This window comes from Paracoccus panacisoli, assembly GCF_042435015.1.
Lineage (GTDB): Bacteria > Pseudomonadota > Alphaproteobacteria > Rhodobacterales > Rhodobacteraceae > Paracoccus > Paracoccus panacisoli.
The window spans coordinates 139,881-164,033 of the sequence record NZ_JBHMQU010000046.1; the positions used below are offsets into that span (position 1 = coordinate 139,881).

Sequence of the window (24,153 nt, forward strand, 5' to 3'; positions counted from 1 at the left end):
AGACCCGTTGTTCGGGATCCGCATCGCCCTCACGGCGGCGCTCGCCTATCTGGCCGCGGCTGTGTTCGACCCGGCCCTGCCGACGATGGTGGCGGCGCTGCCGATCGGCCTGATCGGCGGCCAGCGCGCCGCCTTCAGCATGGGAAAGGCGGTGGGCGGGCCGGCGGCGATGATCGTGCTGTGCTACCTGATGGTCTGGTTCGTCGAGTTCCTTCGGCCCATGCCGCTTGTCTATCTCACCGGGATCTGGCTGGTCTATTACGCGGGGTTCCTGATGATCCTGCGCACGGGCGCTGCGATGGAGATGCTGATCATCATCGTCGCGGTCCTGATGTCGGTGATGGCGATGACCAGTCTCGCCGCCGCCGAGCAGATGCGCGACGGATTCGTGCAGGCCTCGCTGCTGGCGCTGGTGTTGGCTCCGCTGGTCTATTGGGTGCTGCCGTCGCGCACCACCCGTCCGCATGTCGACGACCCCACGCCGGCGCGCGGAAACCTCGCGGTAGGGGCCGTGATCCGGGCGAGCCTGCTGTTGGCGATGAGCCTGTTTCTCTACACGATCATGCAACCCGGCGACATGATGCTCGCCATGATCGCGGCCATGGTCCTTGTCTTTCCGACCGGCAAGGCGGCGCTCGGTGAGGCCAACGACCGCGTCAGCGCTACACTCCTTGGCGCCGGGATGGCGACGGTGGTGCTCGCCGGGGCGGCGATGCTGCCGGTGCTGCCAGTGGCACTGACCCTGATCTTCCTGGGCAGCCTGTGGCTCGGGCAGGGAATGCTGACCGGCCCCCGCCCTGCGCCGGTCTATCAGTATGCGCTATCAGTGGGTCTGGCGCTGATCGCCGGGGCCCTCTCGTCGCAGGATGCGATCTATTCCACCGTGACGCGCGTGGCCCTCACCCTGCTCGGCGCCTACGCGACAAGTTTCGCCGTGGCGTTGCTCGACAGCCTCACCGGATGGGCCGAGCCCACCGTCGAAGCCGCGCCGGTGTAAGCCGAGGATTGCGGGAGAAGGGGGGCTCGGTTGCCGGGAAATCGACGCGCGACAGCCCTGAGGCTGACCCGCTCGGTACAGTCAGAGGCTACACTGGGCCGCCCCCTAGACCCCCAGCCGGTCGCGCAGCGAATACCAGCCCATCCCGGCCACCAGCAGCGGCCAGCGCAGCCCGGCGCCGCCCGGAAACTGCCGCGCGGGCAGGGCGGCCATGGTGTCGAACCCCTCGGACTGCCCCATCACCGCCGCGGCCATCAGCCTGCCGGCGAGGTTCGAGAGCGCCACGCCGTGGCCCGAGAACCCGCTCGCCGACAGGCAGTTCCGCGCTGGCCGGGCGAAGAGCGGCAGCCGGCTCATGGTGATCGCCAGCGTGCCGCCCCAGGCGTGGGTGATCCGCACCCCCCTGAGCTGCGGGTAGACCTGCTCGAGCGGGCCGCGGACCTTGGCCGCGATGTCGCGGGGAAAGCGGTAGCCCAGTGTCTCGCCGCCGCCGAAGACCAGCCGGCGGTCGTCCGAGAGTCGCCAGTAGTTCACCACGAAGCGCGTGTCGTGGACGGCGACGTTCTCGGCCATCAGCGCGTCGGCGCGGGGGCCGAGCGGCTCGGTGGCGACGACATAGTTGTTGATCGGCATGACCCGTGCCGCCACGCCGAGGTCGAGGTGGCCGAGATAGCCGTTCGCGGCGAGGATGACGTGGTCGCAGAGCACCCGGCCGGTGCCGGTCTGCACGATGGTCGTCTCGGTCGCGCGGCGGGCGTGGCGGATGGCGTGGACATGGGCGCCCTCGTGGATCACCGCGCCCGCGTCGCGGGCCAGCCGCGCCAACCCCAGCGCCAGCGCCAGCGGGTCGAGGTGCCCGGCGCCGCGGTCGAGGTCGCCGCCGGCATAGACGCCGGTGCCGATCAGCGCCGCAAGCGCCGGGCCGTCCAGCGGAGTGATGCGGTCGTAGCCGTAGTCGCGGGCGAGGCGGGCGGCATTCTCGTGCGCGTGGGCGACCTCGGCGGCGCTGCGGGCGGCGTGGGCGATGCCGTCGTGGACCGCGACCCCGGCCTCGGCCGCGTGGGCGCGGGTCAGGGCCTTGGCCTCTTCGGCCATGTCCCAGAGCCGGCGGGCGGCGGGCTTGCCGGCCAGCCGCTCGAGGTCGGCCACGTCGAGGCGCTGGCCCGACCCCATCTGCCCGCCGTTGCGGCCCGAGGCGCCGAACCCCACCCGCTGCGCCTCGAGCACGATGACCCGCCGCCCGGCGCGCGCGAGGTGCAGCGCGGCGGAGAGGCCCGTGTAGCCCGCGCCGACGACCACCACGTCGGCCCGCGCCTCGCCACGCAGGGGCGGGAAGGGGGGCAGGGGCGGGTTCTGCTCGGCGTAGAGGCTGGGCGGATAGGCCCCGCGCCGGTCGTTGGCGAACAGCAGGTTCATCGCGCGCCCCCTTGTCGCAGCCGGATCACGGCAAGGCCTAGCACGTCGCCGCCGACCGCGGAACCGGGGCCTTGACGGTCGCGCGGGCGACGGCTCACCCTGCGCCGGACCGCTGAGGGGAGCGTCCGCCATGCCAGCCACCAATACCACGACCGAGGGCAACGACCTTGTCATCACGCGGCGCATCGACGCCGCACCCGAGGCGGTGTGGGCCGCCCTGACCCAGCCGGAGCAGCTGTCGCGCTGGTTCGCGCCGCGCCCGTGGCGGGTGACCTCGGCAGTGGTCGAGCCGCAGCCGGGCGGGGCCTTCGACATCCGGATGGAGGGGCCGGACGGCGCGGCCGAGGACTGCGCCGCAGATGCGGAGGGCGAGGCGGGCGGCTGCGTGCTGGTGGCCGAGCCGCCGCGGCGGCTGGTGTGGACGGATGCGCTCTCGGCCGGATTCCGTCCGGCCAGGACGCCGTTCATGACCGCCGAACTGACGCTCGTCCCCGAGGCGGGCGGCACGCGGCTGACCGCGCGGGTGCTGCACGCCTCGGCCGAGGACCGCGACCGGCACGCGGCGATGGGCTTTGCCGAGGGCTGGGGCGCAACCTTCGGGCAGCTCGCCGAACTCGTGGAATGAAAAAAGGGGGCCGCGACGGGCCCCCTTCGTTTTGACAGACGGCGCGGCTCAGCGTTTGTCCACGTCCAGATAGTCGCGCCGGTCGGCACCGACGTAAAGCTGGCGCGGGCGGCCGATCTTGTTGTCCGGGTCGCCCAGCATCTCCTTCCACTGCGAGATCCAACCGACGGTGCGCGAGAGCGCAAAGATCGGCGTGAACATCGAGGTCGGGAACCCCATCGCCGACAGGATGATGCCCGAGTAGAAGTCGACGTTCGGATAGAGCTTCTTCGAGACGAAGTACTCGTCCTCGAGCGCGATCTTCTCAAGCTCCTTGGCGACCTGCAGGGTCGGGTTGTTCTCGATCCCGAGGATGTCGAGCACCTCGTCGGCCGATTCCTTCATGATCTTCGCCCGCGGGTCGAAGTTCTTGTAGACCCGGTGGCCGAAGCCCATCAGCCGGAAGGGGTCGTCCTTGTCCTTGGCGCGCTTGATGTATTCGGGGATGCGGTCGACCGAGCCGATCTCCTCCAGCATCTCGAGCGCGGCCTGGTTGGCGCCGCCGTGCGCGGGCCCCCAGAGGCAGGCGATGCCGGCCGCGATGCAGGCGAACGGGTTGGCGCCCGACGAACCCGCAAGCCGCACGGTCGAGGTCGAGGCGTTCTGCTCGTGATCCGCGTGCAGCGTGAAGATTCGGTCCATGGCGCGGGCCAGCGCCGGATCGACGTGGTAGGGCTCGGCCGGGACCGAGAAGCACATGTGCAGGAAGTTCGAGGCGTAATCGAGGTCGTTCCTCGGATACACGAACGGCTGGCCGATCGAGTATTTATAGGCCATCGCCGCGATCGTCGGCACCTTGGCGATCAGCCGCATCGAGGCGATCTCGCGCTGGTTCGGATCGTTGATGTCGGTCGAATCGTGGTAGAAGGCCGACATCGCGCCCACCACGCCGACCATCGTCGCCATCGGGTGGCTGTCGCGCCGGAAGCCGCGGAAGAAATAGTGCATCTGCTCGTGCACCATCGTGTGCCGGGTGATCCGGGTCTCGAAATCGTCCATCTGCGACTTGTTCGGCAGCTCGCCGTGCAGCAGCAGGTAGCAGACCTCGAGGTAGTGCGACTTGGCCGCCAGCTGCTCGATCGGATAGCCGCGGTACCACAACTCGCCCTGGTCACCGTCGATGTAGGTGATCGCGCTTTCGCACGCCGCCGTCGAGGTGAAGCCGGGGTCGAAGGTGAACACGCCCCCCTGGCCATACAGCTTGCGGATATCCACGCAGTCCGGCCCGACCGTGGGGGTCAGCACCGGCAGGTCGATGTCCTTGTCGTTCACCGTGATCCGGGCAGTCTTGGCTTCGGCCATCGCACGTTCCTTTTCGCCTCTTGGTCCCGCGGGACCGGGTCACTCGTCGGGCGGCACCGGGCCGCCTTTGTCCTCGCATCGGCGCGCGGGCGCGCCGGTCACCCCTGCGGCAGCCGCCGCAGACCCCCTCGGCGCGGCGTCAGGACGCCGCGTCCGCCAGCCGGGCCAGGCTTTCCTCGCGGCCCAGAGCCAGCATCATGTCGAATACGCTGGGGGTGGAACTGCGCCCGGCCAGCGCGGCGCGCAACCCCGCCGCAATCTTGCCGAGCCCCACGCCGTGCGCCTCGGCGATCCGCTGCGCCGCGGCCTCCAGGTCGTCGCGATTCCAGTTAACATGCTGCAATGCAGCAGTCAATTCTGGCAGTATACCATCGGATACCGCATCCAGCCCCGCCTGCGCCTTGTCGTCGCGCGCGACGGGGCGATCGACGAGGGCGAAATGCGCCTGCTCCATCAGTTGCGGCAGGGTCCGGGCCTTGGCCTTGAGCACCCCGAGCGCTGGGGTGAGCCGCTCGGTCTGACGCGGCGTCAGCGCGGCCTCGCCGGTGGCCTCGCGGAAGGCCGCGATCTCGGAGAGCAGGGCGGCGTCGTCCATCTGCGCGATATGGTGCGACGAGACGTGCTCGAGCTTCTTGAAGTCGAGCCGCGCCGGCGCCTTGCCGATCCCGTCGAGATCGAACCACGCCTGCGCCTCGGCGTCCGAGAACAGCTCGTCGTCACCGTGGCTCCACCCCAGCCGGGCGAGGTAGTTGCGCATCGCGGCCGGCGGATAGCCCATGGCGGCGAACTCGTGCAGCCCGACCGCGCCGTGGCGCTTGGACAGCTTCTTGCCGTCGGTGCCGTGGATCAGCGGGATATGGGCGAAGACCGGCAGCGCCCAGCCGTTCGCGGCATAGACCTGCGCCTGGCGAGCCGCGTTGGTCAGGTGGTCGTCGCCGCGGATGATATGCGTCACGCCCATGTCGTGGTCGTCCACCACCACCGCGTGCATGTAGGTGGGCGTCCCGTCCGAGCGCAGCAGGATCATGTCGTCGAGCTGGTCGTTGCGGAAGGTCACGTCGCCCTGCACCGCGTCGTGGATCACCGTGACCCCCTCGCGCGGGGCGCGCAGGCGGATGGCAAAGGGCGCGTCGGGCCGGGTGGCCGGGTCGGCGTCGCGCCACGGGCTTTGGAAGACCTGGTTCGGGTGTGCCTCGCGCCAGGCGGCGATCTCGTCGGCGGGGGTGTAGCAGGGATAGGCGGTGCCGGCGGCGAGCATCTCGCGCGCGACCTCGGCGTGGCGGTCGGCGCGCCCGGCCTGGCTGATCGGCTCGCCGTCCCAGTCGAGGCCGAGCCACATCAGCCCCTCGAGGATCGCCGCCGTCGCCTCGGGCGTCGAGCGGGCGCGGTCGGTGTCCTCGATCCTGAGCAGGAAGCGCCCGCCCCGGCCCCGGGCGTAGAGCCAGTTGAACAGCGCCGTGCGCGCGCCGCCGATGTGCAGATAGCCGGTCGGCGAGGGGGCGAAGCGGGTGACGACTGGCGCATCGGGGGCGGGCTGGCTGGGGGCGGGGGGCGTCATGGGTCGGTCCTGTCTCTCGGCCGCGGCGGTGGTCACCCGGGCGGGCGTTAACCTTCTGGAAAGGCCGCGCGGTTAGGGTTGGCCGAGGGATACGCGATGCGGACGGGGAGAGACAAGGATTGGCGGCGCTCGACGCAGGGCTGACACCACGGCAGGCGCGGGGGCCGCGGGCGCTCGGGCTGCGGTTGTGGCAGGCGCTGGTGCGGCGCAAGGCGCGGCGCGAGGAGCTGGCGGGCGACGACACCCGGGTCGGGCAGGCCGGGCTGATCGTCTGGGCGCCGCTGTTTCTATCGCTCGGGATCGGGCCGTGGTTCGCCCTGACGGTCGAGCCGGGCGCCCGCGCCTATGCCGCCGCTGGGTTGCTGCTGCTGTCGGGGCTGGGGGCCGGATGGGCCGTCCGCCGCGCGGCGCTGGCCGGGCGGATCGGCTGGGCGCGCGCCGATCCGGTGTGGATGGCCGGTCTGGCGCTGGCGCTGGTCGCGGGCGGGTTTCTGTCCGCGGGGCTCAGGGCGCATCTGGTCGCCGCGCCGGTGCTCGACTTCCGCTACTATGGCCCGATCGAGGGGCGGGTGGCCGACATCGACCGCTCGGCCCGCGACCGGATGCGCCTGACGCTCGACGAGGTGCGCCTGCGCGACACCGCCCCCGAACGGACGCCGCGCCGGGTGCGGATCTCGCTGACCGAGCCGCAGGCGCTGCCGCCGCCGGGGACGCGGGTGATGCTGACCGGGTATCTGGGGCCGAACCCCGGCCCGGCCGAGCCCTGGGGCTTCGACTTCCGCCGCGCTGCGTTCTTCGAGGGGCTGGGCGCGGTCGGCTATACCCGGACGCCGATCCTGACCGTCGCGCCCGCCCCGCCTCGGTGGCTAGACGCGACCGCCCTGCGGCTGCGGCTGGGGGCCGCGATGCGCGACGCGATCGGCGGGCAGGAGGGGGCGGTCGCCGCGGCGCTGATGACCGGGGACCGCTCGGGCATCGCCGAGGCGACGAACCAGTTGATGCGCGATTCGAACCTCTACCACATCGTCTCGATCTCGGGCCTGCACATGAGCATGGTGGCGGGCTTCGTCTATGCGGCCCTCAGGCTGGCGCTGGCCGGGCTGATGGCGAGCCCTGTGGGACGCGGGCTCGCCGGGTGGCCTTTGCACAAGGTGGCGGCGCTGGGGGCGCTGGCGGCGGCGGGGGCGTATCTGTGGCTCTCGGGCGGCGGGGTGCCGACCGAGCGGGCGTTCCTGATGGTCGCGGTGATGCTGGGGGCGATCCTGCTCGACCGCCGGGCGCTGTCGCTCAGGACCGTGGCGGTGGCGGCGCTGGCGATCCTCGCCGTGGCGCCCGAGGCGCTGGTGACGCCGGGGTTCCAGATGAGCTTTGCCGCCACCGCGGCGCTGATCCTCGTCTTTCCCGCCTGGTCGCGGCACGCCGACCGGCTGCCCTGGGTGCTGCGGGTCGTGGCGCTGCTGGTGCTGTCCTCGCTGATCGCGGGGCTGGCGACGGCGCCGCTGGCGGCCGCGCATTTCAACCGCTCGGCCCAGTACGGGCTGATCGCCAACCTGCTGGTGGTGACGGTGATGGGGGCGGTCGTGATGCCGGCGGGCGTGATCGCGGCGCTGTTGGCGCCGCTGGGCCTGGCCGGACCGGCGCTCTGGGCGATGGGGTGGGGCACGCGCTGGATGCTGGGTGTGGGCGAGATGGTCGCCGGCTGGGCGGGGGCGGTCTCCACCGTCAGCGCGCCGCACTGGGCGGTGCTTCCGCTGGGCGGGACCGGGGCAACCGTGGCGCTGCTGGCGCTGAGCGCGCCGCTCGGGCGCCGCGCGGCGCGGGGACTGGCGGGGGTGGCGCTGGCGGCGGTCGCGCTTGCAGCGGGGATCTGGGTCGGGGGCGCGCGGCCGACGCTGATCGTCGCGGGGGACGCGAGCGCCGTGGGGCTGATGACGGCCGAGGGGCGGGCGCTCTCGAAGCCCGCGGGTGCGTTCGTCGCCGACAGCTGGCTGCGCGCCGACGGCGACGGGGCCAGCGCCGAGGCCGCCGCCGCGCGGCCCGGCTGGACCGGCCCGCGCGGCGACCGGATCAGCCGCGTGGGCGGGCTGGCGCTGCACCACCTCTCGGGCAAGGGCGCCGCGGCGGCGCTGGAGCGCGCCTGCACCGGCGGGGCGATCGTGGTGATGCAGGGCCGGGCGCCGGCGGGGCGGCGGGATTGCGTCCTGCTCGACGAGGCGCGGCTGCGAGAGACGGGCGCGCAGGCGGCGTGGGTGCGCGAGGGGCGGCTCACCTGGCTCACCACCGCCGAGGCGACCGGCGCGCGGCTCTGGACTTCGGCCGCGGTGCGGCGCCGGGCGGGGCTGGGTGGCGGGGAGTGGGAAAAGCGTGCTGAAGCGGCCGGGCGGGGCAGCGAGGCGCGGGGCGCGGAGGCGAAGGGCGGCATGGCGCGGCAGCGGTGAGGGCAAGGTGGGACGGGTGGCCGGCCTTGTGGGAGCAGCGTTGGGTGCGACGCTCAGCTAGATGACTCGGGAAACAGCGCTGGCTAGAACCGGGAGGTTGAAGTGGCGCAGCGCCGGTTCGAACCGGGAGGTTGAACGGCGGCACGCTGGGACGGACCGTTAGGTTGGAGCGGCGCACCGGGGTCCACTCACGTGCGCGTGACACGTTTAGGGGCCAACGTGCGTTGAGGCTGCGTGGCCGGTACGCGGTGAGCGGCTGTGCCTCCTGCGGCAGACGAGCGATCTCTAGGATCGTTGCCGTCCGAGGCCCGGCGGTAGACGATGAGCGCCGCCCGCGTGCCGCGGACGCCGGCCTTTCTCAGCAACTGCGAGCCGGGAACCTGCGATCGAGACGCGGGTGCATACCGTAAGGTCAAGCGGCGCGCCGTGGCTTCTTGTGCGGGGGCAACCTCAGGCCACCTGAGGCCGGAGAACCCGCCCGCCGCTCAACAATCACACCAGAATCATCTCGCACGACGCCCGCCACGTCGTGGCCCCCGCGCTGTGCTACAGCCACACCGCCCCGCATGGCGTCTCGATCAGCGCCCGCAGCGGAACTGCGCCCGGTCCGATCTCGATCCGCGGGTCCGAGGTCGCCGCCCAATCCGGCCAGAGGCCCGCGAAACCCAGCACCAGTCGCGCCTGCCGCAGGCCGCGGTCGGGCAGGCGCGACGCCGGGTGGGGGCCGCCCTGCCAGTCGATCAGCATCGGCAGCGCGCCGCCCGCCATGGGGCGGCCGTCCTCCGGCAGCGCGATCTGCCAGCGCAGGTCGCCGCGCGACTGCGCCGACACCGAGGTGCCCGGCGGCGGACGCAGCGCCGTCGTCCGCGCCACCCAGCCGACCAGCCGCGGCGCCCCGCGAAACCCGTCGAGTCCGAACCAGCGCGGCCGGTCAGGGGCCGGGGCCGCGGGGTCGATGGCGATCAGTTCGAGATAGGCCTCGGGCCCCAGCGAGAGCAGCCGGTTGTGGGTTCCCATGCGGGGATGCGCGCCACCCGGGTCCGGCGCGACGCCGAGCCGCGCAGCCAGAAACGCCACCCCGGCCTCGAGCGTCTCGGCCGCGACCGCGAGATGGTCGAATGTGATGGCGGCGCGAGCCGTTGCGGCATGGCCGTCCGCCCCGCTCATCCTGCCACCTCGTCGCGTCGCGGTCGCCTCACCCCGTCGGGCCTGCGCGGTGGGCACCGGCGGCGAGGCTTTCGACGTAGCCCAGCACATCGTCCACCGGCTCGCCCGCCCCGATCCGCGCCACGATGGCCGAGCCGACCACGCAGCCGTCCGCGACCCCGGCCAGCGCCTCGGCCGCCTCGGGCGAGGCGATGCCGAAGCCCACGACCACCGGCAGCCCTGCGGCGGCCCGGACGCGGGCGATCTCGGGCGCGACGTCGGCGGCGTTGGCGGCCGCGCCGCCGGTCGTGCCGGTGACCGACACGTAATAGACGAACCCCGAGGTATTCTCGACCACCGCCGGCAGCCGCCGGTCGTCGGTCGTGGGCGTGGCGAGGCGGATGAAGTTCAGCCCCGCCGCCTGCGCGGGCAGGCAGAGCTCGGCGTCCTCCTCGGGCGGCAGGTCCACCACGATCAGCCCGTCCACGCCGGCCGCGGCGGCCTCCTCGAGGAAGCGCGCGACGCCGCCGCGGCGGGCGTAGATCGGGTTATAATAGCCCATGAGGACGATGGGCGTGGTCGCATCCTCTTCACGGAACGCGCGCACCAGCTCGAGCACCCCGGTGACCGAGCCGCCCGCGGCAAGCGCCCGCTGCCCCGCCGCCTGGATCGTCGGGCCGTCCGCCATCGGGTCGGTGAACGGCATCCCCAGCTCGATCACGTCCACCCCCGCCGCCGGCAGGCCGCGCAGGATCTGCAGCGAAGTCTCGCGGTCGGGGTCGAACGCCATGACGTAGGAGACAAAGGCCTTGCGCCCCGCGGCGCCCAGCCGGGCGAAGGTCGCGTCGATGCGGGTCGGCGCCGGGGCGCTGGGGCTCGGGTCGCGCTGATCGGGGTCGCGGTGGCTGGGGGCGGTCATGCGGGCTCCTCGCGGTCGGGTCTGGCCCGTCATAGGCAAGCGGGGCTGCGAGGGGAAGGGCAGGGACCGTATGCCCCGGCCGCCGCGACGGGGGCAGGGGGCGGCCGTCCGGCCCGCTGGACGCAGGGCCGCCGCTGCCCTAGAAGGCCGCGACACGCGCATCGAAGGGAATGGAACATGGGCTTTCGCATGGGGATCGTCGGGCTGCCGAACGTGGGCAAATCGACCCTGTTCAACGCCCTGACCCGCACCGCCGCGGCGCAGGCGGCCAACTTTCCCTTCTGCACCATCGAGCCCAACGTGGGCGAGGTGGCGGTGCCGGACCGCCGGCTCGAGCGGCTGGCCGCGATCGCGGGGTCCAAGCAGATCATCCCGACCCGCATCACCTTCGTCGACATCGCGGGGCTGGTGAAGGGCGCCAGCAAGGGCGAGGGGCTCGGCAACCAGTTCCTCGCCAACATCCGCGAGGTGGACGCCATCGCCCATGTGCTGCGCTGTTTCGAGGACGGCGACATCACCCATGTCGAGGGGCGCGTGGACCCGGTGGCCGACGCGGAGACCATCGAGACCGAGCTGATGATCGCCGACCTCGAATCGATCGAGCGGCGGCGGGCGAACCTCGCCCGCAAGCTCAAGGGCGGCGACAAGGAGGCCGCGGCTCAGGACCGCCTGCTGATGGCCGCGCAGGTGGCGCTCGAGGCCGGTCAGCCGGCGCGCACCGTCACGATCGCCGAGGACGACCGCAAGGCGTGGGACATGCTGCAGCTTCTGACGGCGAAGCCGGTGCTTTACGTCTGCAACGTCGAGGAGGCAAAGGCCGCCACCGGCAACGCCCAGTCCGATCGCGTCGCCGAGATGGCGCGCGCACAGGGGGCCGGCCACGTGGTGATTTCGGCCCGCATCGAGGAGGAGATCAGCCAGCTGCCCGAGGATGAGGCGGCGCTGTTTTTGGGCGAGATGGGGCTGGAGGAGGCCGGGCTCGACCGCCTGATCCGCGCGGCCTATGCGCTGCTTGGCCTGCAGACCTATTTCACCGTGGGCCCCAAGGAGGCTCGGGCCTGGACGATCCACGCCGGCACGCTCGCCCCCCAGGCGGCGGGGGTGATCCACGGCGACTTCGAGAAGGGCTTCATCCGCGCCGAGACGATCGCCTACGAGGATTACGTCGCCGGCAACGGCGAGGCCGGTGCGCGGGAGGCGGGCCGGTTCCGCGTCGAGGGCAAGGGCTACGAGGTGCAGGACGGCGACGTGCTGCATTTCCTGTTCAACGCCTGAGGGGGTGGGGCCGTGCGCTGGGGCCGCGGTAGCGGGGCGCACGTCGTCGAGAAGGCGTCGATTGGCGTGGTGTGGATGGCTGCGCGGTGGGGCCGCGCGGACGCTTGGCACCCGTCGTCGGGAAGGCGCTGACTGCATGGGTTTGTGGTTGGCTGAACGAAGCCCGTCCCGCCATAGTGCCTTGTCTATAGAACGGATTTGCGTGGTCAGCGCCAGATGTATGGGCTTCTCGGCAGCCGGGTTAGCGGGTCGGAGCGGGACACGGAGTCCGGTTCCACCGTTGCAGTCAACGAACATCCTGCGGATGCTTCGATTCCCCCTTGTTCTCCGGCCGCCGCCGCTGATAGACCCGCCGGCGGAGTGGTGGCCGAGTGGTCGAAGGCACACCCCTGCTAAGGGTGCAGGCGGGAAACCGTCTCGAGGGTTCGAATCCCTTCCACTCCGCCACTTGCCCTCGCGAAAGCGTTCTCCCGATCCGGCTGCGGCCGGATTTTTCCGTTGTTGTCGAGGGTTATGCGGGAGGGGCTGAGCACTGGCGCTGCCGCCAAGAGCCCCGGAAGCAGTCTCTCAGGGCCAATATTCTCCGGACCTGTTGCCTGCGGTGATTTGGTGAATTTCGCCCAATGCGCTGAAAGGTAAGGATTTTCTGCCGCGCACAGCCTGTTGTGTTTCGAGAATCCAACCGGGCGGCGCCCGGAACCCACATCCAAATTCCGTCAGCCGTTGAACCGGTTCTCATTGTGCCATTGGAGAAAAGCGGGATCCGGTCGGGCGCCCTCGTCAGTAGGCAGCGAGATACTCCGGCCATGAAGCTCGTAGTAGTGTCGACCATTATCGAACTCTTCTCTTATCCTGCGGCTCACTTCAAAGCGGTTCTCCGGGGTCACAGTCACGTACCCGCCGTCAAATAGGCTATGAATGTCTCGCCTCAGAAGAAGGCCGTTCTTGGCTTCGTGTCCTCCCCCTTCCCCGTATGGACGAATATGAGCCGCCTCCAGAGCCGGTAGAGTGCGCTCTTGTGTTATGGCGCACCTACGCTGGTATAGGTCGGTCACGAGCACGCGGAAGGCTCCTTGGCCGAGACGCGGGCGGATCAGCTGCGGATCGCCGTACCGCGCTCGGTCTTCGGCCATACCGACAAATTGCTGCCGATTCATTCGGTCGTTCACCGCATTCCACAGAGCCAGGCCTTCAGCGTCTCCGGTGCTGTACGTCTTGAACGAAACGATATTTGGTGCCCAGCTTCGCGGGACGGGGATCCAGTCGGCCTCACGGAAGAAGAACGGCTGCGTGAGGATCCGGCAACCGATTTGAAAGTCACTTCGGTCCGACGGGTCGCTCCTGCGATAGCGTGCGATACGGGCTCGCATCTCCTGTGCCGACCGAGCACCATTTGCAACGCCAAAAGCTTCCCAGGCCAGCGAGCATGGCAGAGCATTGGCGTACGTGAACACGCCGCCACCGACGATCACGTTGCGGGGTGCGTGTAGCTTGAAGAGAAAGAGCTCGCCGGATCGTAGTGCCCGGAAGTTCGCCGCTGACGGTGCCCAGAAGTTGACCTCGCCAAGGTTGGGGTGCTGGCGCAACATCTCGAACCAGTCTCCGTCTGTGACTGCGATCACGAGGTTGACGGCCATCACTCGCTACCACTGCCTGGCTGAATGACGGCCCTAGGCGCCAAATCAAATATCGTTAAGGGACTGTAAATGATGCGATTTTTCTCGAAGCCGGCACTGGGGTCATGCTTGGTGGACGCCGGAGGTCCTTGACAATCAGGCCCAGATGCGCCATGTTCGCGTTGTCTCACCTGCCATGTGTAGGAGGAGCATTCGAGGCCGCCTAGGTTCGCTTGGGCGGCTTCAGCCGTTCTAGGGGTTGGCGCGGCGGAACGCATCTCGCTCCTTTCTGAGCTGCGCGATACGCCCACTTTTCTCCGTGCAATAGGCCGTTCTCAAGAGCCAGTAGCCTTGGCGCTGCCCTAGAACGACCAGATATTCCTCGCGAAACCAGAGCAGCGTGTTGGTCTCGGTGCCGCGGGTGTTCTGCCACATGTCGATCTCGACGTGAGACGCCGCATTCTCGATCACCCAGCGCACCCACCGAATACGCTCGCATCGGCGCAGGTCGGGCATGCGGTCATCTTCAACCCGTCCCTCCTGAACCAAGTGCCAGAACGAAGCCCATCGGTCCGCCGCCTCCGGTAATCGGCGGCAATTCACCCGATCTCCGCGAAAGGTAAGCTCGCCGCGCGCAATCTCGGCAATGAAGATGCGGTGGAGCTCGGCTTCATATGCGGGCCAGTCGCCCCCAAACGCGGCGAACGGCAGTAGATCGGGCGGGTTCATCCAGCCGCCTCCCGCGCCCGCCACACGAGAATGTTGAATTTCGTTGCCGTGAACGTGGAAGTGCGGATCAGAAGATTTTGCCCGAGCCGCTCACGCAGCCTAGCCGCAACTGCCGTCTTTGCCGGGCTCGTTGTGAGGCCACGGTTCGCATACGTTAGCGCTCCGACAACAAGGTCGGCAACCTGGAGCAGCTCGCTTTCGTGGCTGCGAACCTGCTGGACGCGCTGGATCGCCTCCCGGTCGAAGTCATAAAGACTGTTGGCCAGGACCTCATGCAGCTTCCGGGTTTTCGGCCCGCCGCGTGTGTCCTTTACGTCCAGGTAGATGCGATATCGATGCGGTGCGCAGAAGATGGGGCGCAGCATTGTGAAATACATCTTGTAGTACCAGTCGTCGTGTGACTGGTCGAAGCGCGCGTGGTCCAGCAAGCTCTTGTCCGGAACGACGAGGCCACGGAACCGAAGCCGCTCATCGTTCAAGAACAGGTCAATCAGAGCCAAGTAGAAATCGGCCTTGGCTGGCGAGACTTTTGTCCATTTCGCCTCGAAATCATGCGCAAGCCCATGGTCGGCCTTCAGCGCCCGCACTGCTTCGGAAATGGCGCGGCTGGCGTCGGCGGGGCAATAGACGGCACCCCAAGCCATTACAGGCACGCCGTCGTGCTCGAGATGGCAGCTTTCGTCGCAATAGACGTTGAACAGGCGTGGCTCCGTCATTCCGCCGCTTCCTTCTCATGCATCGATGCCGGGTCCAGCGCGTCGGCGAGAAGGGCTTCGAGGAGGCGCGCTCGAGTGGAGTCGGCGGTGGCGAGGGCGGTCGCCAGCCGATCGCAGAGGGCCATGAGGGCATCGACCTTGGCCACGATGCGATGTTGTTCGGCGAGAGGTGGGAGGGGGATTGGCAAGGAGCGTAGGATACCCTGATTGATTTTCGGCATCGTTTGCTGCGCCCCAGTCGCATTCGCGCTCAGGAAATGGCGAGCGAACGGAGCAATGCACCATAGATGCGCGAAACGTATGTCCACGTGCGGCGAGACCTTCACGCGCATTATCAGATCGGGAAACAGGAACGTTTCGGGCGGACCATCATAGATCGCAGCCATTCCGACATATTCCCGAGTGTTGCCTCGCTGAAACAAAAGGTCGCCCGGCTCGAGCCAATAGCGCGCAGCGTCTGCCAGACTCACATCAACATTCTTGAATTGCTGGGCATCGAAGGCGCCGCTTGTGGTCGCCGTGAGCGTTATCGCTTTCGGCGCGTCTTTTCTTTCCGACTTGCGCGGCGAGAGTCCGTTCTGAGGGCCATCCGTGAGGACCCCGTCCAGCGATTGCCAAATCCAATGTGATGGTATCGAGAAGTCCACCAGCGTCATATCAGGTTCGGCGCGCTGCTTCTTCGCCGCCTCCTGCTCCGACCAGATCCTTTCGACGAGGCTTGAGACAGGTTCGTCGGTGGTATCCTGGTCCACAAGTTTGCCGTGGACGGCGAGGTTGAGGATGGTCTGTCGGAGGGGTTTGATCTGGTCTGGGCGGGTGGTGAGGGCGGGGAGCGTGGCGAGGGCGAAGCGGGCGTTGGCTGGGAAGTCGGCTGGATCGGCGTCGGGCCCCGTATCAGAGGCAGTCAGGCGGGCGAGGCTGGCGGTGGTCAGCCGGTCGCGGGTCGCCTCGCGCTGCCCGCGCGCCGCCTCCAGCCGATCCAGCAGCGCCATCAGCTCCTCCACCTTCGCAACGATCCGCCGCTGCTCGGCAAGGGGTGGGAGGGTTAGCGCAACAGCTTCTAGCTTTGGCTTCGTGATGTGTTGGAGACCGACACCGCCATGAGCCTGCTCAATCAGTTCCAGCAGGCGAGAGTTGATGGCGATCTTGAGGAAAGCCTTCTCGAACGCCTCGCCAAGCAGCACGGCTTTGAAGATATGCTGGTTCAGCACCGCTGGACCGCGGTCCCAGATATGGGCACCGAACGACGTTCCGGGGGTGCCCGACCAACTGATTAGAAAGTCGCCTGTGTCGATTAGGAACCTGGGCCTGACGTCACCGTCAAAGCGATTGAATGGTGCCGAAGCGTTGTTCAAGTTTTGGATTCGGACGATGGGCAAACCCTCTTGCGTCCAATCGGATGGCTTGAAAGCGCGCCCGTTGATGAGGTCCATGGCTTCGCCAAGTCTTACCAGCGCCCAGTTCGATGGCACGTCGAATGGCACATCCTCGGCTGACACCTTCGGCCATTTCACGATCTTCTTGATTTCTCCGGACGCCAGGCGGGCTTTCCAGGCATCAGCAATCTGCTTCAGTAGGACGGCCCCTTGCCCCTCGCTTGTATCGTGCGGCACAAGCTTCCCCCGCACGGCGAGGTCCAGCACGAAGCGTCGCAGGCGTGGAACCGCGTCGGGCGCCTCGGCCACCTTTTCGTAGAGGGCGAGCAGCCGTTCCGCGTTCATCGCGCCAGCGCCTCTGACAGGATCGCCTTCAACTGGTCGCGGAGCGCCGCCACCTCGGCCTCTGCGTTTGTCAGATCCTCCAGCAGCGTCTCTGGGTCGCCGTGATCTTCGGCCACCGTGTGCGGGTTCTTGATGTCGAGGTTGTAGCCGCGGGCCTTCACCTCCTCTGCGCTGACCTTCCAGGCGCGCTCGGTCTCCACCCGCCCCTCGCGGCGCGGCCCGCCCCACCAGGCGGCGCAGTCGGCCAGATGCTCCAGCCGGATGGGCCGGGTCATGGAATAGGCCTTCTGCCCCTCGGGTACCCGATGCTCCCAGAACCAGATGTCCCGCGTCGGCGCGCCCTTCTCGAAGAACAGCAGATTTGTGCCGATCGAGGCGTAGGGACGGAAGACCGAGTTCGGCAGGCGTACGATGGTGTGGAGGTTGCACTCCTCCATCAGGTGCTCCTTGAGCCGGGTCTTGACGCCCTCGCCGAACAGCGAGCCGTCAGGCAGGACCACGGCCGCGCGGCCGTTCGTCTTCAGCAGGCGGATGATTAGGGCAAGGAAGAGGTCGGCGGTCTCGCGGGTGCGGAAGTGCTGCGGGAAGTTGGACTCGATGCCGTCTTCCTCGCGCCCGCCGAAAGGCGGGTTGGTCAGCACGATGTCCACACGGTCGGACGCGGTGTAGCTGATGTAGGGGCGGGCCAGCGTGTTGTCGTGGCGCACGAAGGACGGGTCCTCGATGCCGTGCAGCAGCATGTTGGTGACGCAGAGCATGTGGGGAAGCTGCTTTTTCTCCACCGCGCGGAGGGCGCCCTGCATCGTCTCGCGCTGCGCAGGCGTGCGGACGTATTTCTCCTCCATGTGGCGGATGGAACAGGTCAGGAAGCCGCCAGTGCCGCAGGCGGGGTCGAACAGCGTCTCGCCCGGATGGGGGTCGACCATCTGGACCATGAAGGCGGTCACGGCGCGGGGCGTGTAGTATTCGCCCGCATTGCCCGCCGATTGCAGGTCGTTGAGCAGCTGCTCGTAGAACTCGCCGAAGTGGCGACGTTCGTCGAGGTTGTTGAAATCAACCTGATTGATCTTGTTGACAACCTGCCGTAGCAGCTGGCCGGATTTCATGTAGTTGTAGGCATCCTCGAACACGTCGCGCACGACGCGGCGGCGATCGCCCGGCTTGGCTGAGACCTGGAGGCCCTTGAGGGCGGGAAACAGCTCATCGTTGACGAAATCGAGCATGGCCTGCCCGGTGATGCCCTCGGGGTCCGCCGCCCAGTTCCGCCACTGGAAACGCTCGTGGATCGGCGAGCGGTAATCGTCGCGCGTGATTTCGAGTTCCTGATCCTGGTCGTCGATGATCTTGAGGAAGAACAGCCATGTGAGCTGGCTAATGCGCTGGGCATCGCCATCGACGCCTACGTCCTGGCGCATGATGTCCTGAATGGATTTGACGGTGGTACGGACGATCATGGTTCAGGCGGTCTCCTGGTAGAGTGCGTCCTGCAATTCATGGACGGCCTTCTCGAAGCCCGCCTTGCCGCCGAACGCGTTGATGAGTTGAACGACGCTGCCCATGTCGGTGAAGGGGGTCACCTTCAGCACATTGGCGTCGTCGAGATTGAGCACGCCCTCGTCGCGGTACTTCTCCAGCAGGGCATCGAGGACGGCGCGAGCTTGCGGCCCGTACTTGGTGAACACGTCACGCTTCTTCACGTTCTCGGCCCGTTCTCGGCGCGTGAGGGGCTTGGCGTCGAAGGCGACATGGCAGATCAGGTCGAACGGATCGAGATTCTTGCCAAGCTCGTCAGCGATGGCATCGAGGGCTAAACCTTCTGCCTCCAGTTCCTCGACGATGGCCTGCTTGCGCTCGGCGGCGTTCCAGCGTTTCAGAAACTCGTCGAGGCTGGCGAAGCGTTTCCTCAGGGCGTTCTTGGTGAAATCGCGCAGGGATTCGGTGACAAGCTTGCCGTTCTCGTCGAGGTATTCCACCCGCTCGGCGATGATGCGGGCGCCGACGCCATCGACGTAGATCTTGCGGACCGGATCGCCCGGCGGCAGCGGCAGGCCGGGCTGATCGACGATGGTCTCGTCCTCACCCGGCGTCGGCGGGATCGCGTCCTCGCCCTCGGGCGTTGCTGGTTCCTCGTCGGGCGGCGTCATCGGGTCATCCGCGCCTGGCGAGTAGATCTGCACGGGATCGCCGTCGAAGTCCGGGTCAGCGAAATGCGCTGTCGCGCCACGGAAATCGATCAGCGTGAAATAGAACTTCCTGGTGTCCTCGTGCACGCGGGTGCCGCGCCCGACGATCTGCTTGAACTCGGTCATCGAGCCGATTTCACGGTCGAGCACGATCAGGCGGCAGGTCTGCGCATCAACGCCGGTGGACAGCAGGCGTGAGGTCGTGACCAAGACGGGCCACTTCGATTCCGGGTCGATGAAGTTACCAAGCTGGTCCTGGCCCTCCTTGTCGCTGCCGGTGATGCGCATGACGTAGCGCGCGTTCTCGGTCACCAGGTCGGAGTTCTCGTTGATCAGCGCCTGACGCATGCGGGCTGCGTGTTCCTGATCGACGCAGAACACGATGGTCTTCTGGTAGCGGTCGCCGCTTTCCTTGAGGAAGGCCGTGATCTTTTTCGCCGTCAGAAGGGTGCGGTCGTCCAGAACCAGCGTGCGGTCGAAATCCTTGGCGTTGTAGATGCGGTCCTCGACCTCGTTGCCGTCGCGGTCCAGCTGGCCTTTCTCGGGCCGGTAGCCTTCTACGTCACGGTCGATGTGAACTTTGATGACCTTGTAGGGAGCCAGAAATCCGTCGCTGATCCCCTGCTTCAGCGAATAGGTGAATACAGGCTCGCCGAAATATTCCGTGTTGGAGACATATTCCGTCTCCTTCGGCGTGGCGGTCAGGCCGATCTGCGTCGCACCGGAAAAATGGGTCAGGATTTCACGCCAGGCGGAATCCTCGGCGGCGCTGCCGCGATGGCATTCGTCGATCACGATCAGATCGAAGAAGTCCTTCGAGAACTCCTTGAACAGCTTCTGGCGCTCTTCCGGCCCGGTGATCGCCTGATAGAGGCCGAGATAGACCTCGAAGGCGGTGTCGATGCGCCGTTTCCTGTCGAGCGCCAGCGTCAGGTCGACCGAGGTGCCGTCCTGCCGTTCGATGGTCTTGGCATTGGTTGAAAGCTTTGCCATTGCCGCGCCAAAGGGGCGGAAGTCGTTCACCATCGTCTGGTCGATCAGCACATTACGGTCGGCGAGGAACAGGACGCGCTTGTTGCCTTCGGGGTTCCAGCGCCGTGATTTCCATAGGCGCCAGATGATCTGGAACGCGGTGTAGGTCTTGCCCGTGCCGGTCGCCATGACCAGCAGCACCCGGTCCTGGCCCTTGGCGATGGCCTCGATCGCCGCGTTGACCGCGTTGACCTGGTAGTAACGCGGCTCCTTGCCGCTGCCGTCGTCGTGGTAGTCCTGAAGAACAATCTCTTCAGATTCGCCATCGAGTCCTCTCCAGGCGCGATAGCGCGCCCACAGGTCAGCGGGCGACGGGAAGGCGTCGAGACCAAGGTTCAGCTCGCGCGGCGAACTGGCGCCGGTGCGGTCATGGAATACGAAGCCGTCGCCGTTCGAACTGAAGACGAAGGGGATCTTCAGCGTTTCGGCATAGTCGAGCGCCTGCTGCATGCCGTCGCCGACGCTGTGGGAGTTGTCCTTCGCCTCGATCAGGGCGATCGGAATGTTCGGCTTGTAGTAGAGAACAAAGTCGGCCTTCTTCGCCTTGCCGCGCGTCACCAGCTTGCCGCGCACGATGATGCGGCCCTTGGTGAAATAGACCTCCTCCCGAACCTGCACCATCTCGTCCCAGCCTGCGCGCTTGACGGCAGGCAGGATGAACTTGGTGCAGATATCGCGCTCGGTGAGGCTTCGCTTGTCCATACCGGTCAGCCGCCCCCTTGTTCTTCGTTACTTGAAGCTGCTTCACCGGCGAAATTTTTTTCCTGCACGTCCAACCTCTTCAGACGCTCATACTCTTCGACTGCAAGTACGACGACGACGGGCCGGCCGTGCTTCGCCACCGCAACTGGCTCGGCTCGAGCGAGATCGATCAGTCGTCCGAATCCGTACTTCGCGTCTTTCGCGCTCAAGGTCTGCATTCGACTCCCCGCCTATGCCTGCATCACTTTTGGCCAATTTGGCCCAATGAAGCAATAGCAGCAGTGGCGTCAGATGTATGGAGTAGGTGTTCAGGTACCGAGGAAAGTGTTCTTCTGCTCGATCCAGCTGATCGGGAACGGGTCCATAAGTCGCGCGAGCGTAACGGCATCGCCCTGACGTCCGTCGAGAACCGCCTCAATGATGCCAGGCTCAAGCTGCGTCAGGCGCAGGAGGCGCGTCATATAGGACGTCGCGATCCCCTCGCGTTCAGCCAGTTCGGCGATGGTGGTGAACTCACCCGATTCCAGCATGCGCTTCCACCGGAAGGCACGCGCCAGCGCCTTAACCAGTGTGTTGTCCGGCGCTCGCGGCGCTGTGGTGCCCACAGGCAACTGCATCTCTTTCCGCCCGCCCCGCTTCACGATGCGGAATGGGACATGGATGGTCAGGCTGTCCGGGATCGGCGTGCCGCGGGTCATGCAGCCGCTCCCATGTGTCCAGCCAGCATCTCGCGCGTGAGACCGCCGAGCCCATCAATACGGAGCCGGACGTTGAGCCCACCCGTGCCGATGTCCACGCGCTCGACCAGCAGCGCCACGATGCGTGCCTGTTCGGCGGGGAACAGTTCGTCCCACAGCGGGTCGAGCTGCTGAAGCGCTGCCCGTGCGTCGGCCTCGGTGATCTCCTCGTCCTGTGTTCGACCCGCTCTCAACGTGCCCGCCACGATCTCGGGCTGGCGAAAGACGGCGCGAAGCTGGTCGATCACCGCCGCCTCGATATCGCCCGCGGGCACGCGGCCTACCGGGCACGACCCAGCGCCATGCTTCAGCACCGTCTGGCTGACATAATAACGGTAGAGCCTGTCGCCCTTGCGCGTATGCGTCGGTGAGAACGCCGCGCCATCGGGTCCGAACAGCAGTCCCTTCAGCAACGCGGGCGTGTCGGAGCGGGTGCGGGCGGCGCGCTTGCGGGGACTGTCTTGCAGGATGGCATGAACGCGGTCCCATGTCTCGCGGTTGATGATCGCGTCGTGCTCGCCGGGATAGCTGTCGCCCTTGTGGACCGCCTCGCCGATGTAGGCGCGGTTACTGAGCATCCGGTAGATGTACTTCTTGTCGATCCGGTTGCCGCGCGGCGTCCGGATGCCGCGTGCGCCGACCTCTCGCGCCAGGTCCGTGCAGGACCCGATCTCAAGGAAGCGCGCGAAGATCCATCGAACGTGCTCGGCGTGCTCTTCGTCCACAACCAGCTTCCGGTTCTCGACGCGATAGCCGAAGGGCGGCACCCCGCCCATCCACATGCCCTTCTTCCGGCTGGCGGCGACCTTGTCGCGGATGCGCTCGGCCGTCACCTCGCGTTCGAACTGGGCGAAGGACAGCAGGATGTTCAGCGTCAACCGTCCCATCGACGTGGTGGTGTTGAACGACTGCGTCACCGAGACGAAGGTCACGCCGTTGCGGTCGAACACCTCGACCAGCTTGGCGAAATCGGCCAGCGAGCGGCTGAGCCGGTCGATCTTGTAGACCACGACTACGTCGACCAGCCCGTCCTCGATGTCCTCCAGCAGCCGTCGGAGGCCGGGGCGTTCCAGCGTTCCACCCGAGATGCCGCCGTCGTCATACTGATCGCGGACCAGTACCCAGCCCTCGGACCGCTGGCTGGCGATGTAAGCTTCGCAGGCCTCGCGTTGGGCATGGAGGCTGTTGAACTCCTGCTCCAGCCCTTCCTCGGAGGACTTCCGGGTGTAGACGGCACACCGTAGCTTGCGGACGACCTTCGATTTTTCCGGCGGCTTCGTCATGTCCGCCCCCTGTGGTTCTTGAGCCCGAAGAACACCCAGCCGTTCCAGCGCGTGCCGGTGATCGCGCGGGCGATGGCGGACAGCGACTTGTAGGGCCGACCCTGCCATTCGAAGCCGTCGGCGGTGACGGTGACGATCTGCTCGACGCCCTGCCATTCGCGCAGGAGACGCGTGCCAGTGATCGGGCGGTCACGGTCGGAACGGATGCTGCGCTTCGTCCTGTCGCCGCCGTCCAGTTCCTCGCCCAGCCGTTCCAGCCGCCGGACCGTTTCGGGCTTCAGCCCGCCATAGGCCAGTTCCTGGATGCGGTAGGCCAAGCGGGACTCGAGGTAGCGCCGGTTGAACGGCGGCGGCTCGCTGTCGAACAGGTCGCGCCACTGTTGTTTCAGGTCGGGCGTCGGCGTGGTCTTGAGCGCGGCCAGGCGCGCGGGGATGGGATCGGGCTTGTTCATGCATTTCTCCGTTGAGTTGGAGTTGCATGACGGCATTGGTCGAGCGAATAGTGTAGGCAACTTTCTCCAGTACCGTCAGATACTTCGCCCGTCTCCCGCAACCGGAACCGAACCAGCCCGAGGGCCAGCAGGCCGCACAGCTCAGCACGTCGCTCTGCTGGCGTCATCTGGTCGGGCGGCAGCGGATTGGGGCGTTTCATGTGGTGCGAGTCCGGTCAGCAGTGGCTTCATTGTTGAAAAGCCATCTGGGCTCGGCGACTGGGACACGCTGTAGCAAAACTTGCGAGCCGGGCTCCCGATCGGCTTTACTACAGCAGCAGGAAGCAGTCTTGAGAGGATTTGGTTATGAGTCGGAAATACCAGAATATTGGCCGTGAGACTCTCGAGATCGTTGAAATCACACCTCTCCCTCTGCTTCAGGAGATTATCGATTTTCGGGAAGCCGAATCCGAACCGTCCTTGGGGATTGAGTTGCCCATTGTCGAAGACGACGACGATGTTCGGATTGCTGCCCTTGAGCAGTTGAATGAGGGCGCGGCCGAAGCCCTGCGCCCCCTCGAAGACCGGTGCCGGCGGATCAGGAGGCTTTCGATTGGGAAGGGACCGACGTCACTGGAACACGTTGCCAAGCAGCGGCTCTCTCATGAAGAATATGAAACGTTTGTCAATGAGCCGAATGAATTGTGCCGCAGCATCTGGGTTTACCTGCGCTACCCAGAAGAATTCGAAGATGCTGAAGCCTTTTATGCCGCACGCCAGTATCGTGATCATGGCAAGATGTATGACTCGTTTGAAGCAGATGTCGAAGGGACGATCGCGGACGCCGCCGGTGCCATTGACCAAGATGCCTTAGCCTCTTTGCTGACGGCTCGACTGGAACTTCCGTCAAAGGTTTCCATTCGTACCTTGGATTTGCCGAAGACAGCGAACCATCCGGCATCTGTTATGGTAATCGTTCGCCATGCCGGTCCGTTGTCCAGTGTCTTCAGTCATAGGGACAACGGAATGCGGGGTACGATCTACTATCGGCCTCCAAACGAAGCCACGTTGATTTGGACACCGGACGACAAGGTCATGGAAATCTGCGGTCCGAGCCCACAGGTCCGCAAGAAGGTAGGGGATGGATTTGCCGAAGTGGTGCTTGGGGCGGATCTATCAAAGAAGCCCCTGAATTGGCGTCACTACGATCTGTCGCCATTCCATGAATCGGCAGTGTCCCGGGTGGTGGTGTAGGAGGCCGCGCGCGGAGCCTTCGGCGTAGCGCAGC

20 protein-coding genes and 1 tRNA gene are annotated in these 24,153 nt (G+C 67.0%); 6 read left to right on the top strand and 15 right to left on the bottom strand.

The features are described 5' to 3' along the window. Positions 1 to 7: 7 nt before the first annotated feature. Complete coding sequence (locus ACFHYO_RS10395) at positions 8 to 997, top strand: FUSC family protein (protein ID WP_394320254.1); 990 nt, start codon at positions 8 to 10, stop codon at positions 995 to 997. A 105-nt stretch (positions 998 to 1,102) separates the two neighbouring features. Here ACFHYO_RS10395 and ACFHYO_RS10400 read toward each other — a convergent pair whose 3' ends face one another. Continuing rightward, positions 1,103 to 2,413 (bottom strand): NAD(P)/FAD-dependent oxidoreductase, encoded by a 1,311-nt coding sequence (locus ACFHYO_RS10400; RefSeq protein WP_394320256.1) that lies wholly within the window; start codon positions 2,411 to 2,413, stop codon positions 1,103 to 1,105. Positions 2,414 to 2,543: 130 nt separating this feature from the next. Here ACFHYO_RS10400 and ACFHYO_RS10405 point away from each other — a divergent pair, with 130 nt between their 5' ends. Beyond that, positions 2,544 to 3,038: an SRPBCC domain-containing protein gene (locus ACFHYO_RS10405; RefSeq protein ID WP_394320258.1), complete on the top strand. Its 495-nt coding sequence runs from the start codon at positions 2,544 to 2,546 to the stop codon at positions 3,036 to 3,038. A gap of 48 nt (positions 3,039 to 3,086) precedes the next feature. Here ACFHYO_RS10405 and gltA read toward each other — a convergent pair whose 3' ends face one another. After that, positions 3,087 to 4,379: a citrate synthase gene (gltA, locus tag ACFHYO_RS10410; RefSeq protein WP_036701403.1), complete on the bottom strand. Its 1,293-nt coding sequence runs from the start codon at positions 4,377 to 4,379 to the stop codon at positions 3,087 to 3,089. 139 nt (positions 4,380 to 4,518) lie between these two features. Beyond that, positions 4,519 to 5,937 carry a glutamate--tRNA ligase gene (gene gltX, locus ACFHYO_RS10415; RefSeq protein WP_394320261.1) on the bottom strand — a complete coding sequence of 473 codons (1,419 nt, stop codon included), beginning with the start codon at positions 5,935 to 5,937 and terminating at the stop codon, positions 4,519 to 4,521. 119 nt (positions 5,938 to 6,056) lie between these two features. Here gltX and ACFHYO_RS10420 point away from each other — a divergent pair, with 119 nt between their 5' ends. Further along, positions 6,057 to 8,375: a ComEC/Rec2 family competence protein gene (locus ACFHYO_RS10420; RefSeq protein ID WP_394320263.1), complete on the top strand. Its 2,319-nt coding sequence runs from the start codon at positions 6,057 to 6,059 to the stop codon at positions 8,373 to 8,375. 546 nt (positions 8,376 to 8,921) lie between these two features. Here ACFHYO_RS10420 and ACFHYO_RS10425 read toward each other — a convergent pair. Next, positions 8,922 to 9,542, bottom strand: a complete 621-nt coding sequence (locus ACFHYO_RS10425) for a VOC family protein (protein ID WP_394320265.1) — start codon at positions 9,540 to 9,542, stop codon at positions 8,922 to 8,924. Positions 9,543 to 9,570: 28 nt separating this feature from the next. Beyond that, positions 9,571 to 10,440 carry a tryptophan synthase subunit alpha gene (gene trpA / locus ACFHYO_RS10430; protein ID WP_394320267.1) on the bottom strand — a complete coding sequence of 290 codons (870 nt, stop codon included), beginning with the start codon at positions 10,438 to 10,440 and terminating at the stop codon, positions 9,571 to 9,573. Positions 10,441 to 10,617: 177 nt separating this feature from the next. Between trpA and ychF the strand changes: the two genes are divergently transcribed. Together ychF and ACFHYO_RS10440 are read left to right on the top strand one after the other, a co-directional pair. Then, a complete protein-coding gene (ychF, locus tag ACFHYO_RS10435; RefSeq protein ID WP_394320269.1) occupies positions 10,618 to 11,715 on the top strand; it encodes a redox-regulated ATPase YchF in 1,098 nt (365 codons plus the stop codon). A 357-nt stretch (positions 11,716 to 12,072) separates the two neighbouring features. Then, positions 12,073 to 12,162 (top strand) — tRNA-Ser (locus ACFHYO_RS10440). Positions 12,163 to 12,431: 269 nt separating this feature from the next. Here ACFHYO_RS10440 and ACFHYO_RS10445 read toward each other — a convergent pair. From ACFHYO_RS10445 to ACFHYO_RS10490, 10 genes are all read right to left on the bottom strand, one after another. After that, positions 12,432 to 13,352 (bottom strand): HNH endonuclease, encoded by a 921-nt coding sequence (locus tag ACFHYO_RS10445; RefSeq protein ID WP_028720196.1) that lies wholly within the window; start codon positions 13,350 to 13,352, stop codon positions 12,432 to 12,434. A gap of 231 nt (positions 13,353 to 13,583) precedes the next feature. Then, positions 13,584 to 14,060 (bottom strand): hypothetical protein, encoded by a 477-nt coding sequence (locus ACFHYO_RS10450; protein ID WP_228189148.1) that lies wholly within the window; start codon positions 14,058 to 14,060, stop codon positions 13,584 to 13,586. Continuing rightward, positions 14,057 to 14,776, bottom strand: coding sequence for a DUF3800 domain-containing protein (locus tag ACFHYO_RS10455; protein ID WP_028720198.1), 720 nt, complete (start codon positions 14,774 to 14,776; stop codon positions 14,057 to 14,059). The genes ACFHYO_RS10450 and ACFHYO_RS10455 overlap by 4 nt, the downstream gene beginning before the upstream one ends. Next, positions 14,773 to 16,497 carry a restriction endonuclease subunit S gene (locus ACFHYO_RS10460; RefSeq protein ID WP_036763059.1) on the bottom strand — a complete coding sequence of 575 codons (1,725 nt, stop codon included), beginning with the start codon at positions 16,495 to 16,497 and terminating at the stop codon, positions 14,773 to 14,775. Before ACFHYO_RS10460 ends, ACFHYO_RS10455 begins: the two co-directional genes overlap by 4 nt. Then, positions 16,494 to 17,951 carry a type I restriction-modification system subunit M gene (locus ACFHYO_RS10465; RefSeq protein WP_028720200.1) on the bottom strand — a complete coding sequence of 486 codons (1,458 nt, stop codon included), beginning with the start codon at positions 17,949 to 17,951 and terminating at the stop codon, positions 16,494 to 16,496. Before ACFHYO_RS10465 ends, ACFHYO_RS10460 begins: the two co-directional genes overlap by 4 nt. 3 nt (positions 17,952 to 17,954) lie before the next feature. Continuing rightward, positions 17,955 to 20,414 (bottom strand): EcoAI/FtnUII family type I restriction enzme subunit R, encoded by a 2,460-nt coding sequence (gene hsdR, locus ACFHYO_RS10470; protein WP_028720201.1) that lies wholly within the window; start codon positions 20,412 to 20,414, stop codon positions 17,955 to 17,957. A 5-nt stretch (positions 20,415 to 20,419) separates the two neighbouring features. Further along, on the bottom strand, positions 20,420 to 20,632 hold the full coding sequence (locus ACFHYO_RS10475; RefSeq protein ID WP_081791406.1) for a type II toxin-antitoxin system Phd/YefM family antitoxin: 213 nt from the start codon (positions 20,630 to 20,632) through the stop codon (positions 20,420 to 20,422). A gap of 90 nt (positions 20,633 to 20,722) precedes the next feature. After that, positions 20,723 to 21,112 (bottom strand): ParB/RepB/Spo0J family partition protein, encoded by a 390-nt coding sequence (locus ACFHYO_RS10480; protein WP_028720202.1) that lies wholly within the window; start codon positions 21,110 to 21,112, stop codon positions 20,723 to 20,725. Beyond that, entirely contained in the window at positions 21,109 to 22,434 is a 1,326-nt protein-coding gene (locus tag ACFHYO_RS10485; RefSeq protein WP_028720203.1) for a recombinase family protein, read from the bottom strand. The genes ACFHYO_RS10480 and ACFHYO_RS10485 overlap by 4 nt, the downstream gene beginning before the upstream one ends. Beyond that, positions 22,431 to 22,886: a DUF2924 domain-containing protein gene (locus tag ACFHYO_RS10490; protein ID WP_028720204.1), complete on the bottom strand. Its 456-nt coding sequence runs from the start codon at positions 22,884 to 22,886 to the stop codon at positions 22,431 to 22,433. The genes ACFHYO_RS10485 and ACFHYO_RS10490 overlap by 4 nt, the downstream gene beginning before the upstream one ends. 345 nt (positions 22,887 to 23,231) lie before the next feature. Here ACFHYO_RS10490 and ACFHYO_RS10495 point away from each other — a divergent pair, with 345 nt between their 5' ends. Then, a complete protein-coding gene (locus tag ACFHYO_RS10495) occupies positions 23,232 to 24,119 on the top strand; it encodes a hypothetical protein (RefSeq protein ID WP_394320273.1) in 888 nt (295 codons plus the stop codon). Positions 24,120 to 24,153 lie beyond the last annotated feature (34 nt).